The following is a 15,258-nucleotide window of genomic DNA, read 5'->3' on the forward strand; positions in this document are numbered from 1 at the left end:
TCAACTAACCGCCAAATTATGTCAATAAAAAACAAAAGAAACTTGGTTTTTCCCAAGTTTCTTAAGATACATTTAAAAATGCAAATTTGTCATATTTATCGATACTTTTATTTATAAGCTGTAGCGATTCTTTCGATTCTTTTAACTCTTGTTCTATCTTTAATAAAAGCTGTGTCATTTCATCAATCTTTTGTTGATTCACAGTTTCACACTCCCTATTTGTTGGTAAGCGAATGTAAAGGCCAACCTAGTTTGCTTTCTATAAGTTAAATTCTAATCTAAATAAGGTATTTTTTCACCGAAAATAATTCTTATGACTCAATGCGTGATGCCGCAAGTCAAACGCAATAGTTCAAATTATATATTTCTTCGTCTTACCGACCTTTTTTTATTTAAGTTTCTGCCTTTAGTCCTAACAAATAAACATTTCGTCTGTAATTTTGTTTTTATGGGTATATGGTAGCCCTAATTTAATATTTTGAGCTAAATCGTCCATTTCATTGCGCTCCACGATCGTTTTCATAAAAACCAAATGAAAAGCTTTTCAAAACAGCCAAAAAAAGAGACCTATTTCCAAATAGATCTCTACCTATCTTAAACAGACAATATAGTCTTTGTAAAAATGTTTTCTGCCTCTGATACAGCTAATTCGATTAACTGAGATTTCATTTCTTGAGGACCATGATACTCTATCGTGTAATCCTCAATTCCTGTTTTTGAATATAAACACTCCATTGTCACCTTGCAATTGTCCTTTAATACCGAAAAAACCGCAACCATTTTGTCATCTAACAAATAAAATGTTGGCTGCACCATCATCGTGTCTACAAGCCTCCTTAGAATAAAGAGAATTTTGAGGACTTGTCATAGGATGTGTACACTCATATCTTTAACATTCTCTGTTTGATGACAGTTTCCTTTAAATATTTGAAATTATTATTGAATATAGAGAAAAAATAAAGTGCGGGGTTAGATACCCGCACTCGTTCTCGTAATCTACCCTTCATCTAATTCCATAAGGTTTGTTGCCCATTCAAGAGAAGATAAATAAATGCGGTTAATCTCTTCTTTTGGTATTTTTAAACCTTCTATATCCCAAGTTGATTTTTCAATACTAACGGCCCAAAGTAACACTTGATATAAGTCGTTTTCTTTCCCGAGCAAAGCATCTTGAATATCATCGGATAATGGTAAGTCCTCTAACACATCCTGGATACTTCGATGCATCAATGTATCAATTAATGAAAACATCCCTGTTAACATGAAAGGGGCAGACTGACCTATCCCAAGATAAATGGCAATCTGTTCACATAACTTCCCACGAACTAAGGATAACTTAATTACTTCTTGCATATTAATATCTTTTGGATAATTTATATTTTTTAATGAAATAACATAAATCCATTTTTTTAGTTCATTTAATCCAAGTAGGACAATTGCCTGTTTGATTGATTCAATTTTATTAACAGGTCTAAAAGCCGGTGAATTGATTAATTTTAACAGCTTATAAGACATAGATATATCATGCTCAATTTCAGAGGCAATTTTATCAATATTAGGTTCTGTCTTCGCTATTTCTGAAAGTATATGATAATACGTTTTTAAATAAGAAGGAACATCATAACTTGAAACTATATGTGGCTTGCTAAAAAAATACCCTTGAAAATACGTATATCCCGTTTTTTTTGCAAATAAAAATTCTTCTCTCGTTTCCACTTTTTCTGCTAACAGTTCTATATTATAAGGACGATAACGTTCAACCATGGCTTTCTGTTCTGTTTTAGATGTATTTATAAAATCAACCTTAATCATGTCAATATAAGGTAATAATCTCGGTAATAAGGATGATTGCTCTTGGACATAAAAATCATCGAGCGCAATTGTATAGCCTAATTCTTTTAACTCTTTACATGAAAGAATTAGCTCTTCACTTATTTCAACGTTCTCTAATATCTCTATAACAATAGAGGAGGGATTAAAAAATGTTGGTACTCGGGATTTCAGCAGACTATCTGTAAAATTGACAAAACAACGTTTGCCTTCTGATAAATCATGAATACCAATATTTAAAAAACTATTAATAATGACTTCCGTTGTAGCAAGGTCTCCATCAATATCTGGAAATATATTTTCCTTACTTCCTCTATATAAAAGTTCATATGCAAAAACTTCTTCTTTTATATTGAATATAGGCTGCCGTGCAACAAAAACCTCCATGCTTTGACCCCCGATACAAAAAATAACCAATAATTTCAATTTATTCTATTTTACTACATTTATCTTAATAATAAATCATATTTTGGTTATTTACTAACAATTGCGGGTCTATAGTATGACTAAAACCATTATAAATGGCTCAAAAATCTTAACGTTATTTTCATCCATCCGAAAAATGACAACCATAATGGTACACTCAGCAATGTGGCCCAAGCCATTCCTTTAAAAAAATTGTCTTCATGCATAGTGTTCACACCCTTTATAAAGATCTGTAGTCATTATTTTTTCCATGGTATTATTTATTAAACCTTAAGTAAGCGCTTACAGTCAGATTTTTCTTATTACTACTTACATTATTCATTCATAGACAGCATCATTCCTCTCTAAATCATTCTTCATTTTCCAACATCGTTTTCATCCAATGGATCTGCTCACCTCACTACCCAACCTTTCATATAGTAATGACATATAGGTAGGGAGTGAAAAAAATGCCTGCAATTAATGGTAAACAATATTTGGAGCGCATGGATCAGCTACATCCTGATGTATGGATGAAGGGGGAAAAAATTTCAGGGAAGCTCTCTCAGCACCCAGTCTATAAAGGTGCCATGCAATCAAAGGCATCTCTGTATGACACTCAAGTTCACCCTGATTTTTATAAAAAAATGACCTTTACATCTCCTACATCAAATGAACGTGTTGGACTATCTTTCTTGCAACCCAGAACGAAAGAAGACCTACAAGCAAGAAGATATATGATTAAAACATGGGCAAAAAAAACAGCAGGAATGATGGGACGTACACCTGATTACTTAAATACAGCATTAATGACATTCGCAGCTTCAGCAACTATTCTACGTGAACAAGGTGATGAGTTTTGTCAAAATCTACTTAATATATATGAAGATGCCAGAGAAAAAGATCTTTCCTTCACACACAGCTTTATCAATCCACAAGTGAATCGTTCAACAAATTTTCAGGAACTATCTTCACAACCAATCGCTGCAAAAATAACAGAAAAAACAGCAGATGGACTTATCGTAAACGGTGCAAGGATGTTAGCTACACAAGGTGGAATGACCGACGAGGTATTCATCTTACCTACGGGTAAAACCGATGATTATGCCTTTTGTTTCAGTATTCCCACAGATGCAGAAGGAATTAAATTTATTTGCCGTGAATCCTTTTATCAAGACGACTCCCAATTTAACTATCCACTTTCCTCTCGTTTCGATGAAATGGATACGATGATTGTCTTTCATAATGTAGTTGTGCCTTGGGAAAGAGTTATTTTTTATCACCGCAATGATCTTGCACATCAGCTTTTTGCAAGAAGTAGCTTTACACCACAAGCATTGCACCAGGTTATTATTAGACAAATTACAAAAACAGAGTTCTTAATTGGTCTTGCACAAAAAATGGTCACTGTTTTAAACGTAACAGAGTATCATCATATTCAAGAAAAAATTAGTGAAATGATTATTGGGTTAGAAACAATGAAGGCTCTTTTAGATCGCTCAGAGCTTGAAGCGAAGGAAGACGAATGGGGGACAATGGTTCCATATGTTCACTCTTTATTTGTTGCATCAAATATTTTCCCAAAGCTCTACCCTCGAATGATTGAAATCATTCAATTGATAGGTGCAGGAGGAATGGTAGCTATACCTTCAGAAGAGGATTTTGCTTCTAGCTTAGTTAGCGAAATTGATCATTTTTGTCAGGGATATGCATGTGATGCTGAAACAAAAACGAAACTCTTTCGCCTGGCATGGGATCTTACGATGAGCAGCTTTGGAACAAGACAAACACAATACGAACGGTATTTTTTTGGTGATCCTGAAAGACTAACATCAACCCTTTACCAGGGGTACCCTCGTGAGGAATACATTAGTGATGTTGAAACGTTTTTAGAGCAAAACAGAGAAGAGGCTTAAAGACAAAGCCTCTTTACATTTCCCCTACCCAATGTCCAATTTTACCTGCAAGCTCACCTGCAGTATCAGATTCCACTCTTTCCGATAAAGATGATTGAAGCCGAGCACTAAGTTCTTCTCTTCCCTCTTCATAGGTAACAGTCGTAGACCACTCAATTTCAGGGATGGCAATCATGCTGAATTCTTGTTTTTTATTTTCATAAATATAAACATTTGTTATTAATTCTTCTCCATTTTTCACATTTGCTTTTCTTATTTTCACTATTCTTCACCCTTTCAGGAGTCTCTGACATTATTATAATTCATGTTTGTTTCAATTTCAGCATTCACTATCCAACAAACAAAAGAACTGATTTAGTAGGCACCTAAATCAGTTCTAGTAGATGATAATTTAACACGTCTTAAAAATTAAAAGTGTTTGGTTGATCCACAATATCACTATCTTCAAAATTTGTGATAGCAAACACATTTTCAACTTCGATAAAATCGCCTGTATTTAATGCCCCTGCACCAACAGATGACTCATCTTGACTTTTAGGTGACAAACTGAATGTATCACCTACTTTAAAAACAGCTGCATCTCCTATCCTATTAAGCTTGATAGGTCCAACTAATGCCGGCATACCCTTCCTCCTTATAACATAAATGTAAAATTAATTGTTCAACATTATATGAAAAAGAGAGAAAAGGGTTCTCGCCTAACCTATACCTCAGCATTCTTGAGTTCTTCTTTATATTTAGATCTTAATTTGATTAATCGAATAACATTTAAAACAACAGCTTTTAACACGGCATACGTTGGAACAGCAAGAATCATTCCAATGATTCCCCCAAAACTCCCAGCTCCTATTAAAAGTAAAATAATTGTTAAAGGATGTGTGTTCAAGCGTTTCCCGATAATTAACGGAGAAAGGAAATTCCCATCAAGCTGTTGAACAATCGTTACAACTAAAGCAGCAAGCAATGCTTTTCCCGGTGAATCTAATAAAGCGATAATAACAGCCGGAGCGGCACCAATAAAAGGCCCTAAGTAAGGGATAATATTTGCTACTGCTACGACAATTCCAAGAACAAGTGCATAATCAAGTCCTATAATTAAATAACCAATGAAGCATCCAATCCCGACAGCAATGGACACTATTAGCTGTCCTTGAATATAAGCTGCTAACGTTTCATATAAATCTTGTAAAATTTTCAATCCTTCATGACGATATGTTGAAGGTAAAACCTTTACAGCTGTTGACGGAAGCTTATGACCATCTTTTAACATGTAAAAAAGAATAAATGGAACCGTAATAATTGTTAAGGTAATGTTCGTTACAACTCCGAGCACAGCTGTGAAGCTTGTTGTAATATTTTCCGGTAAGCTCTTCGCATAACCAGTCAATGTATCTTCAATCTGCTTTAAAGACACATACTCCTGCTCCATAACCCAAGTAAACCAATGTGTTTGAGACATATTAGTAATAAACTGTGTAAACTGTTTAACGTATGTAGGGAAATTATTCACTAAGTCTGTTACCTGTGCTGTAACAATTGGTCCAACAAAAGAACCAATTCCAGAAACAACTCCAACAAATACAATGTAAGGAATCAAGATAGCCAGCGTACGAGGAACCCTTCCTTTTTCAAGTAACTTCACTAATGGATTAAAAATGAAGAATAAAATTCCCGCAATAAGAATTGGGAAAAATAAAGTTGATGCAAAAACAATAATGGGTTCAAACAAAAAGGAAACCCTTGTTCCTACAAAAACAATTAATAACATTAATAAAATTTGCAATGTCCAAAAATGAACTTTTGATCTAAACACTCTACTTCCTCCAGTTTCTATAGACCTCATCTATATTTCATTATAGTCATCTATAACCTTCCTTAAGCAAATTAAACATTTGTTCTAACAGTATATACGACTATTCCTCGAAATTGTTTCAAAATAATTCAAATTTTCATATACTACAAATGTACATGATTTACTAGATCTTTACCAATCTTTTCTTTTAACCTAAATAAAGCCAGCCCTGGTGAAGGACTGACTTTAGTATTAGAATTTATTCTTCAGCTTCCAATAATTGAAGCGTTTTTTCTTCTACTCCTTGTTGGGAGGCCATTTGGATTTCTACAGAACGAATCAGGTGACCTTCCATATCTAGAATATGAAATTCAAATCCTTCATACAGTATTTTATCTCCCTGCTTACTTTCCATGTTCTGAGTCAGAATCCATCCTCCAAGAGTATCAATATCTTCATCATCGATACTTAAGCCTAACATATTATTAATTTCGTAGATTAGCACCTTTCCATCGACAACAAAATGTTTTTCTCCACGCTTTTGAATGTCAGGAACCTCATCCTGATCAAACTCATCACGTATATCTCCAACAATTTCTTCAATAATATCTTCAACCGTCACAAGGCCAGCTGTTCCGCCATATTCATCCATTAAAATTGCCATATGAACTCGTTCCTTTTGCATTTTGATCAAAAGATCGTGAATTGGGATCGATTCAATCACTTGAATGACTGGACGAATATATTTTTGAATGAGCGTATTTTTTCGGCCTTCAGGTGTTAAATAGTATAAATCAGTAAAGATTTCTTTAATATTTACCATTCCAAGAATATGATCTTTATCTCCGTTTACTACTGGGTATCGAGTAAACTTCTCGTTTCTCATAATATCAAGATTTTCCTGAAAAGACTTCTCTACTGATGTTGTTACGATTTCAGTTCTAGGAACCATAATTTCCTTTGCAATTCGATCGTCAAACTCAAATATTCGATTCACATATTTAAACTCAGATTGATTGATTTCACCACTCTTATAGCTCTCAGAAAGAATAATTCTTAGCTCTTCTTCTGTATGAGCAATTTCATGTTCTGATGCTGGCTTAAGTCCAAACATTCGAACAAGTAAATTTGCAGAACCGTTTAATATCCAAATAAACGGAAACATGACTCGGTAGAAAAAAATCAAAGGTCTCGCAAAGAGCAATGTAATAAATTCAGCCTTTTGAATGGCCACCGTTTTTGGAGCCAATTCACCTATCACAACATGCAAGTAGGTAATCACTAAAAAGGCAATAACGAATGTTAATACACTTATAATTGATTCATTCAGATGAAAACTGACTAGAAGAGGGTGTAGGATACTTTCCATCGTTGGTTCACCAAGCCACCCAAGACCCAGCGCAGTTATCGTAATACCTAATTGACAAGCAGACAAATACTCATCAAGGTTAGATGTTACCTTCTTTGCTGCAAGTGCTGAATTATTTCCTTCTGCTATAAGCTGGTCAATTCGTGAGCTTCTTAGTTTCACGATCGCAAATTCTGACGCCACGAAAAATGCGGTAATTGCAATTAAAATCGCAACAATAATCAGGTTAACTATATCCAAAATAAGGAACTGTCCAATCGTGAGTATCTATCAAACTATTACACTTTTAAAAATAGACAGTTCCTTTCACCTCCTAGAGATTTAAATTTAGACGATATTAATCTTCATCACCTTGTACAAAGATCATAACGAACTTTAGTAATTCAAATAATGCCATTAATGCTCCCGCTACATACGTTAATGCAGCAGCACCTAATACCTTATTAACGCCATGTTCTTCATTGTTTGTAATAATTCCTTCCGAAACCATTAATTTCTTTGCTCGCGAGCTTGCGTTAAACTCTACAGGTAAAGTGATAAGTTGGAAGGCTACCGCAAATGAAAACAAAATGATTCCTAAACCAATTAAGTTTAGTTGCCCTAACAAGAATCCACCTATTAATAAAAATGGGGCAATACCAGATGTTAGGTTTACAACCGGAAACATTTTATGACGCAGCACCAAAGCACCGTATGATTGCTGATGCTGAATGGCATGCCCAACCTCATGAGCGGCAACTGAAACTGAAGCAATTGAATGTCCATAATATACCGGTTCCGATAACCGAACAACTCGAGAAAGTGGATCATAGTGATCAGTTAATGTTCCTCTAACTGCCTCTACCTTAACTTGATATAGGCCATTTTGATCTAAAATATGTCTCGCTACCTCGGCACCCGTTTTATGTGATGATACAGCAACATCTGACCACTTCTTAAAATTACCCTTCACTTTAAATTGAGCCCATATTGATAAGCCTAATGCTGCAAAAATTAAAAAATCCATTGGGTGGAAAAACATTCGTTTCCGCTCCTCCTTTTTCATAACTCAACTTTTGTGTTCTTTAAACTATTGTAATAGTAAATGTAATGTCTTCAGTAAAGCTTTGCTTTGTGAAGAGATTTGATTAGAAATCTTCATTTGAGAATCTTCATTTAATTTATCAAAAATTGGTTTGAGCTCTTTGATTTCTTGCTCAAGTTGCTTCATATGAGAGGCCAAAATCTCAGCATGCTTTAAGCACTGCTTTTGCTTTTCATCGGATTGTTTATCCAGCCGCTTAAGCTCCAAACGTTCCTTAATATCCCGTAAACTCATGTGAAGTTCTTTACACGCTTCGATAAACCGGATATCCTCAATAGCCTTTTCTGAATATAAACGATAATTAGATTCTGAAACGGTTTCAACATTCAAAAGACCAATTTGAGTATAATAATCAATCGTTCTTTTTGAGACGTTAGCTTCCTTTGCTAGTTCACCAATTTTATACAGCAAAACCCCATCTTATCACCTCGTACAATTGATACAATTATCTTATCTTCTCCTAACCGTACAGTCAAACGTTATACTTGTTATTTTAATCTTTATTTTTAAAGTGTATTAGTTATGTCACCTTTTTAGTTTGCATTATGTAAATGGTTGTTTCATCATAAAAAAACAGACCCGTTTAGGTCTGCTTTTCAATCATTAGTCAGGCATAACTGACACGATTTGTTGACAGCGTACAAAGAATGTTGAATCTCCCACTCTTACGACAACGTGATCCGGTTTGACATCCATTACTTTTCCTCTTAAACTGTCACGAGTTGTTTGAATAACGGCATTTTTCCCTACAAGAGTTTGCAATGTTTGATAAACATAAGGCTCAACAAGAGTAACCATTTCTGGGCCACCATGACTATGCATTTGGTTATTAGGATAATTCATTATGAAAGCTCCCTCCCTTATTTTCATTTACACTATATGAGGGGAGCTAGACCTATGCCACAGACACCTAAACTGTTTTACGATACTCTGTCATAAATTGCTCAATATCTTGATCAAGTCGTTCTATTTGTTTTATGGCATCTTCATAGCTAATTTTTCTGTAGTGGTGTTTACCAAAAGGTTCCTCATCCATTTCATCCGCTTTTCGGACAATGCGTTGTAATGTGTTTTTATTCATTGAGTTTTCCGGTAAATAAGAATCTGTATGAAGTAAAATAGCAAGAGCAACTTCTTTAGCGTATTTGCGGTCTTCGCCGAGTCTAATTAAAAGCTTATGTGCCCGTTCTGCTCCTTTAATGGCATGAATGTCATTTTTTCGATATGCTTCATAATCCCATTCTCCATTTGTGTACCATTCATAGTGTCCGATGTCATGAAGCAATCCTGCCTTAGCTGCTATGTCAGGATTTACATCATGCTTAATGGCGAGCCGCACAGCATATTGGGCAACAGTAATCGCGTGTGAAACTCCGGAACGATTCAAATATTTTTGTGCAATAGGATGTGTAAAAACATCGGTGATACTTACTCGTCGCATGGTAATCCTCCTTCATTAATATTCAGAATAATCTAACATATATATGTTATCCCTTCAAGTAAAAGGGTAGTTTTTCTTACAAGTTTCTTATTATACTTTAGTGATGTTCTTATATTTATATGATAAAAAGATGGGAATTGGAACATTTATTTCCATACTCTTCCCTTTCTTTTCTGTTAGAAAACAGAAAAGGAAACTATTAAAATAGTTTCCTAAGACTTGATTGGGATATTAATTTCAAATGTAGTGGAATGCTTATTCGATGTAACATCAATCGAACCTCCATATTGATCAACCACCTTTTTAATGATTCCTAATCCATCTCCCCTTGCAACTCCTCGTTTCTCAGGTTTTGTGGAAAAGCCTGCTTGGAAGATTTTACTGAGGTGGTTTTGAGGAATTTCAGGACCTATGTTCTCCACTTTAAATATGTATGTCGTAGATGTTTCTCTTGCTTCAATATTGATAAACCTTTCTGATTCTGTACCCTCCAGCGTTGCGTCAAATGCATTATCTATTAAGTTGGAAAGAATTTTTATCAAATCAATAGAATTCATCTTTTTGAAGCTATTATGAGGATCTATATGTATATGCATATCAACCTTATCGTTTTGAGCTCTTACCCACTTTGATTGTAACAAAATGAAAAGGGCAGGATGATTGACTTTAACAGGCAATTCAAGCATTTCCACTTCTGCAGTTAAAGAATTCACATATTCAAATGCCCGATCCTCTCTACCAATCTTTAATAACCCCTGAATAACTTGGATATGGTTTATAAAGTCATGCCGAATAGAACGCATTGTATGTAACATTGACTGAAATTCAACCTGATACGTTACTTCTGCATCTCCAACTTGTGATCTTTCTTCTTTTCGATAAAAATATTGAAAAGTTATGAATATAGTAAAGGTAATTAAAACAAACAGACCACAAAAAATAAGATAAGGGATGCTATTTTGTAAAACCTCTTTTTTCATTTTTTCTACGGTCTCGATGTTGGAATCAAGTACTAATGAACCTAATAAATCAACAGTTTGTTGTATGTATGAATAGGCAGCATATAAATTTATAACAGTAAGAAGCAAAAGGATAATAACGGTTAAAGAGATGATGGTACTAAACCTTTTTTGTTTTATTTTTTTTATGTCCATCACCTCTGCTTGTTTGTATTCATACTTTCTGTTCACAAAATTAGCACGTAAGAATTATGTTAAAACGACTTTTTTCACTATAGATATTATTACATCATCTGCCAATTTTTGCGAATCTTTTTTACAAATCTTGTTCTTTTTAAGTTTATATAAATTCTTTTATATCATATACTCTTCCATTATCCAGGGGACCCTTCAATAAGTTATATAATGTTTTAGCAACAAATGTTGTTGATCTAAGCATCCCTTTTTCATGAAAATCCTTGAATTGTTCGAGCGAAGAAAATTGTTCTTCTTCTGCTTGTCTAATTGTTGTTTGCATTTCTGTATCCATAATTCCTGGTGAAAATGCAATAGTTATCACATTTGCTTTTGTTTCTATAAGCTCAGCACCAACTGTTTGCGTGTACATATTTAACCCTGCTTTTGTACTACAATAGAAACTCCAACCTGGAATTGGCCGATTTGCAGCTCCAGATGTAATATTGACGATAATTGTATGTACTGAGTTTTTCTCCGCTTCTTTTAATAGTGCCTCACTCATTAACATAGGAGCAAGCAAATTTACATTCACGTGTGAAATAATATCCTGTTCATTTGCATGCCCACCCTTTTTAATCGGATTAATTGTACCTGCATTATTCACTAATGTAATTTGTTCGGCTGCTTTAAAGTTAATTGTCGACAACACCCTGTCAATCGCGCTTAAAATCTGAGAAGTGTCAGATAAGTCACATGCTTCAAAACGTATTGTAGATTCTCGTTGTTCAGCTACCTGCTTTAGAGATGAATTTATTGATCGAGATAAACAGATAACTGTATGATTTTTTTGTAAAATTTCTTCTACAAATGCTTCACCTAAACCTCTAGATGCTCCCGTAACGATGTAATAGTGCACAAGTTTCACTCCTTTTTCATACGTTCATTACAATTATATCCATCCCTGTATCTCATAGCTATTCTTATTCATCAGAATATCTCGACCCCCACCCACAAATGACCTTTGACAAACATGTACCATAATACTACTCTTAAATCAGAATATACATATATAAATTGTTTATAAAGTAGGGATAAAATGACGGGAAGTTCTTACGATCCATTTAAATACCATTTTGAAAGATTAGAGGATGTGGCGGAAAAAATAAGTGAAGTGCTTCAATGTCCGATTACCATTGAAGATGTTAATCATAGATTATTAGCTTACAGTACACACGATGACCGAACAGATCAAGCCCGAATTTCCACCATTATCGGCAGACGTGTTCCTGAAAAAGTGATTAACAGTCTTTGGAAAGATGGGACAATCCCTAAGCTATTAAAAACAGATGAACCAATTAGAGTGAAAACCATTGATGAGGTGGGTCTTGGAAATCGAATTGCCATCTCTATTTGGAAAAATGATGAAGTGCTAGGATTTATATGGGCTTTGGAAATCGAAAGACATCTTCAAGAATCTGATTTACTTCTATTAAAAAAGGCTGCACAAGCTGTAAAAAACAAGATGTTAAATCTTCAGGTTCGAAAAAACAAAAAGATAGAAAGAAATCAGGAGTTCTTTTGGAAGCTCTTAACTGGTCATATATCTACTGAAGACGAAATTACAGATGGCCTATATGAATTAAACTTACAGTTACCATCTCCCTTTTCGGTTGTTATCTTTAAGTTCCCACAGGAGTTAAATGAAGAAGCTGAAAAAAAACTAACATACTTATTACAAACAACTCAGCAAGTGAACATTTTGCTTTTTACAATTGATTTTGATGAGCTAATTATCTTATTATCAGGAAAAAGTGACACAGCTTTAACAGATATTAAGCAATTTACTACATCTACACTTAGCCAATTACATGAGAGATATTCTTATAAAGACGTTACAGCGAGTATTGGAGGAATCTTTACAGATTCAACTTTTATTGAAAAAAGCTACAAAGAGGCACTTGCGGTTCTCTCATTAAAAAAGCGATTTCCAAGTGAAACAAGCGATTTAAATAGTTTTTCAGAACTAGGCTTTTATCAATATTTAGACATTTTATTTGAACAACGAAAACAAACCGGTTATATCCATTACCCTCTCTATAAATTAAAGGAATACGACAAACAGCATGGCACAGACCTTGTTCGAACACTCGAAGTGTTTCTTGACCACGACAGCAATGTTCATGAAGCTTCCAAGGCATTAAATATTCATATCAACACATTGAACTATCGATTAAAAAGAATTTCTGAAATAGCAGAATTAAACTTAAAAAACATGAATCAAAAAATCACAATTTACTTAAACTTAAAGCTTGATCGAATGTCTTTGTGATTTTTCACAAAAAGGCACAAAACCTTTCTCATTTTTAAACAAAGATATTTATCTGAATTTTATTTATACTTGCGTTAATAAATAGAAACTTTTAAATATTGGCTTTTAAAGGAGGAAGGTTTTTTATGATTATTGGTGTACCGAAAGAAATTAAAAACAATGAAAACCGAGTAGCTTTAACTCCAGGTGGTGTAACACAACTAGTTGCTTCTGGCCACCGCGTGTTAATTGAAAATAATGCAGGTGTAGGTAGCGGTTTTGAAAATGAAGATTATGTCTTCGCTGGAGCAGAAGTCATAGAAGAAGCTGCAAAAGTATGGGCAGAAGCTGAAATGGTGATGAAAGTAAAAGAACCTCTCCCTTCTGAATATGCTTACTTTAGAAAAGGTTTAGTTTTATTCACTTATTTACATTTGGCTGCTGAGCCTGAATTAGCTCAAGCATTAAAGAAAAGCGAAGTAACGGCTATTGCTTATGAAACAGTAACAGTTAACCGCACACTTCCTTTGCTAACTCCAATGAGTGAAGTAGCCGGACGTATGGCTGCACAAATCGGTGCCCAATTTCTTGAAAAACCTAAAGGTGGTAAGGGAATCCTACTAGCTGGTGTTCCTGGAGTAAACCGCGGAAAGGTAACAATCATTGGCGGTGGAGTTGTCGGAACAAACGCTGCGAAAATGGCAATTGGCCTAGGAGCAGATGTGACAATTATTGATTTAAGTGCTGAACGCTTACGTCAATTAGATGATATTTTTGGAACACAAATTAAAACATTGATGTCAAACCCAATGAACATCGCAACTGCTGTGGCAGAAGCTGATCTGTTAATCTGTGCTGTTTTAATTCCAGGGGCTAAAGCACCAACACTTGTAACAGAAGAAATGGTTCAAGCAATGAAGCCAGGTTCTGTAATCGTTGATGTTGCGATTGATCAAGGTGGTATTGTTGAAACTGTTGACCATATTACAACTCATGACAATCCAACGTACGAAAAACACGGAGTTTTACATTATGCAGTTGCTAATATGCCAGGGGCTGTTCCGCGTACATCAACCATCGCATTAACAAATGTAACTGTTCCTTATGCGCTACAAATTGCAAATAAAGGTGCATATCGAGCTATTAATGAAAACCCTGCTCTTCAAGAGGGTGTGAATGTTATTGCAGGAGAAATCACTTATAAAGCAGTAGCCCAAGACCTAGGTTACACTTACAAAACAGTTGAGGAAGTATTACAAAAAGAGCATTTAATGAACTAAGCGGTTAAGAGAGGCAGAGTATTCTGTCTCTTTTTTATGTATAGAAATATCTCACATATTATTTTGTGTTTTTTCACAAACTAAGATGAATTGGAAAGGGAGGTATTTTCATGCAAAAAAATGCTAGAGGTTATGTTCAGGATTCTTGTTCAGCATTAGAAACAGCAAAATCCTCATTACAAAATGCTCTTAACACAGTTGAGCAAGGTTCTAATCGAGAAAGAATTCAAAGTTCATTACAATCAGTAGAAGCTGCTCTTCAACAATGCGGTCAAACAGCAGATATTTTAGAGCAAGTGTAACAACATACATTCTACTTCTAAGAGCTAGCTTATGCATAGCTCTTTTTTTATACTCCATCATCACTTTAACTTTTGTTATCCTAACCGATACAAAACTTAAGGGGGGTGAACGTATTGGATATTGCAGCATTATCAATTGGATTGAGCCAAGCATCCTTAGGTCAAAATGTTAGTATTGCCTTAGCAAAAAAAGTAATGGAAACTTCACAGCAAAGTAATGAGCAGTTATTAAAAGTTATGCAGGCTCCACACCCAACTCACGGCAATGTGATTGATGTAAAAGGATAAAACATCGTCTTAGAAACGCTAGAAGTAAGCCCAGGAATGATAAAATTTCCTGGACTTATTTCTAAATAATAGTATTGTGACCTAATATTTATTCTGTATTTGCATAA

The 15,258-nt window shown here is 34.6% G+C and carries 18 protein-coding genes; 5 read left to right on the forward strand and 13 right to left on the reverse strand.

The window, feature by feature from the left end:
- Positions 1-61: 61 nt before the first annotated feature.
- From D9842_RS15495 to D9842_RS15505, 3 genes are all read right to left on the reverse strand, one after another.
- Positions 62-202, reverse strand: a complete 141-nt coding sequence (locus D9842_RS15495) for a DegQ family regulator (RefSeq protein ID WP_098795571.1) — start codon at positions 200-202, stop codon at positions 62-64.
- A gap of 392 nt (positions 203-594) precedes the next feature.
- Positions 595-819: a hypothetical protein gene (locus D9842_RS15500; protein ID WP_121663283.1), complete on the reverse strand. Its 225-nt coding sequence runs from the start codon at positions 817-819 to the stop codon at positions 595-597.
- A 177-nt stretch (positions 820-996) separates the two neighbouring features.
- Entirely contained in the window at positions 997-2,217 is a 1,221-nt protein-coding gene (locus D9842_RS15505) for an EAL and HDOD domain-containing protein (RefSeq protein WP_121663284.1), read from the reverse strand.
- A 488-nt stretch (positions 2,218-2,705) separates the two neighbouring features.
- Here D9842_RS15505 and hpaB point away from each other — a divergent pair, with 488 nt between their 5' ends.
- Positions 2,706-4,151, forward strand: coding sequence for a 4-hydroxyphenylacetate 3-monooxygenase, oxygenase component (gene hpaB / locus D9842_RS15510; protein ID WP_121663285.1), 1,446 nt, complete (start codon positions 2,706-2,708; stop codon positions 4,149-4,151).
- A gap of 13 nt (positions 4,152-4,164) precedes the next feature.
- Here the strand turns inward: hpaB and D9842_RS15515 are convergent, their stop codons facing one another.
- The 10 genes from D9842_RS15515 to D9842_RS15560 all read right to left on the reverse strand — a co-directional run bounded on the left by D9842_RS15515 (position 4,165) and on the right by D9842_RS15560 (position 11,889).
- Positions 4,165-4,413, reverse strand: coding sequence for a YueH family protein (locus D9842_RS15515; protein WP_121663286.1), 249 nt, complete (start codon positions 4,411-4,413; stop codon positions 4,165-4,167).
- A gap of 139 nt (positions 4,414-4,552) precedes the next feature.
- On the reverse strand, positions 4,553-4,774 hold the full coding sequence (locus D9842_RS15520; RefSeq protein WP_121663287.1) for a spore germination protein: 222 nt from the start codon (positions 4,772-4,774) through the stop codon (positions 4,553-4,555).
- Between the two features lie 80 nt (positions 4,775-4,854).
- Positions 4,855-5,964, reverse strand: a complete 1,110-nt coding sequence (locus D9842_RS15525; RefSeq protein WP_121663288.1) for an AI-2E family transporter — start codon at positions 5,962-5,964, stop codon at positions 4,855-4,857.
- Positions 5,965-6,202: 238 nt separating this feature from the next.
- Positions 6,203-7,552 carry a hemolysin family protein gene (locus tag D9842_RS15530; protein WP_121663289.1) on the reverse strand — a complete coding sequence of 450 codons (1,350 nt, stop codon included), beginning with the start codon at positions 7,550-7,552 and terminating at the stop codon, positions 6,203-6,205.
- A 97-nt stretch (positions 7,553-7,649) separates the two neighbouring features.
- The gene (locus D9842_RS15535) at positions 7,650-8,333 is read right to left on the reverse strand and encodes a zinc metallopeptidase (protein ID WP_121663290.1); all 684 of its coding nucleotides are present in this window, start codon (positions 8,331-8,333) and stop codon (positions 7,650-7,652) included.
- Between the two features lie 48 nt (positions 8,334-8,381).
- A complete protein-coding gene (locus D9842_RS15540; protein WP_257535882.1) occupies positions 8,382-8,807 on the reverse strand; it encodes a MerR family transcriptional regulator in 426 nt (141 codons plus the stop codon).
- Between the two features lie 192 nt (positions 8,808-8,999).
- Positions 9,000-9,239 (reverse strand): YuzF family protein, encoded by a 240-nt coding sequence (locus D9842_RS15545; protein ID WP_373995076.1) that lies wholly within the window; start codon positions 9,237-9,239, stop codon positions 9,000-9,002.
- Between the two features lie 67 nt (positions 9,240-9,306).
- The gene (locus D9842_RS15550; protein WP_121663291.1) at positions 9,307-9,837 is read right to left on the reverse strand and encodes an HD domain-containing protein; all 531 of its coding nucleotides are present in this window, start codon (positions 9,835-9,837) and stop codon (positions 9,307-9,309) included.
- Positions 9,838-10,049: 212 nt separating this feature from the next.
- Entirely contained in the window at positions 10,050-11,027 is a 978-nt protein-coding gene (locus tag D9842_RS15555; protein WP_121663292.1) for a sensor histidine kinase, read from the reverse strand.
- 109 nt (positions 11,028-11,136) lie between these two features.
- On the reverse strand, positions 11,137-11,889 hold the full coding sequence (locus tag D9842_RS15560; protein ID WP_162987449.1) for a (S)-benzoin forming benzil reductase: 753 nt from the start codon (positions 11,887-11,889) through the stop codon (positions 11,137-11,139).
- 180 nt (positions 11,890-12,069) lie between these two features.
- On the opposite strand from D9842_RS15560, the gene D9842_RS15565 reads away from it, so the two are divergent.
- From D9842_RS15565 to D9842_RS15580, 4 genes are all read left to right on the forward strand, one after another.
- Positions 12,070-13,302, forward strand: coding sequence for a sporulation transcriptional activator AdeR (locus D9842_RS15565; RefSeq protein WP_121663294.1), 1,233 nt, complete (start codon positions 12,070-12,072; stop codon positions 13,300-13,302).
- A 125-nt stretch (positions 13,303-13,427) separates the two neighbouring features.
- Positions 13,428-14,561 (forward strand): alanine dehydrogenase, encoded by a 1,134-nt coding sequence (ald, locus tag D9842_RS15570; RefSeq protein ID WP_121663295.1) that lies wholly within the window; start codon positions 13,428-13,430, stop codon positions 14,559-14,561.
- 110 nt (positions 14,562-14,671) lie between these two features.
- Positions 14,672-14,863, forward strand: coding sequence for a PIN domain-containing protein (locus D9842_RS15575; protein ID WP_121663296.1), 192 nt, complete (start codon positions 14,672-14,674; stop codon positions 14,861-14,863).
- Between the two features lie 114 nt (positions 14,864-14,977).
- A complete protein-coding gene (locus D9842_RS15580; RefSeq protein ID WP_121663297.1) occupies positions 14,978-15,151 on the forward strand; it encodes a YjfB family protein in 174 nt (57 codons plus the stop codon).
- The last annotated feature ends 107 nt before the right edge of the window (positions 15,152-15,258 follow it).

This window comes from Metabacillus litoralis (assembly GCF_003667825.1).
Taxonomy (GTDB): Bacteria; Bacillota; Bacilli; order Bacillales; family Bacillaceae; genus Metabacillus; species Metabacillus litoralis_B.

Coding starts and splice junctions, on each gene's coding strand:
- D9842_RS15500 (WP_121663283.1), bottom strand. CDS start 819: ATGATGGTGCAGCCAACATTTTATTTGTTAGATGACAAAATGGTTGCG.
- D9842_RS15505 (WP_121663284.1), bottom strand. CDS start 2,217: ATGGAGGTTTTTGTTGCACGGCAGCCTATATTCAATATAAAAGAAGAA.
- hpaB (WP_121663285.1), top strand. CDS start 2,706: ATGCCTGCAATTAATGGTAAACAATATTTGGAGCGCATGGATCAGCTA.
- D9842_RS15520 (WP_121663287.1), bottom strand. CDS start 4,774: ATGCCGGCATTAGTTGGACCTATCAAGCTTAATAGGATAGGAGATGCA.
- D9842_RS15535 (WP_121663290.1), bottom strand. CDS start 8,333: ATGTTTTTCCACCCAATGGATTTTTTAATTTTTGCAGCATTAGGCTTA.
- D9842_RS15545 (WP_373995076.1), bottom strand. CDS start 9,239: ATGAATTATCCTAATAACCAAATGCATAGTCATGGTGGCCCAGAAATG.
- D9842_RS15550 (WP_121663291.1), bottom strand. CDS start 9,837: ATGCGACGAGTAAGTATCACCGATGTTTTTACACATCCTATTGCACAA.
- D9842_RS15565 (WP_121663294.1), top strand. CDS start 12,070: ATGACGGGAAGTTCTTACGATCCATTTAAATACCATTTTGAAAGATTA.
- ald (WP_121663295.1), top strand. CDS start 13,428: ATGATTATTGGTGTACCGAAAGAAATTAAAAACAATGAAAACCGAGTA.
- D9842_RS15575 (WP_121663296.1), top strand. CDS start 14,672: ATGCAAAAAAATGCTAGAGGTTATGTTCAGGATTCTTGTTCAGCATTA.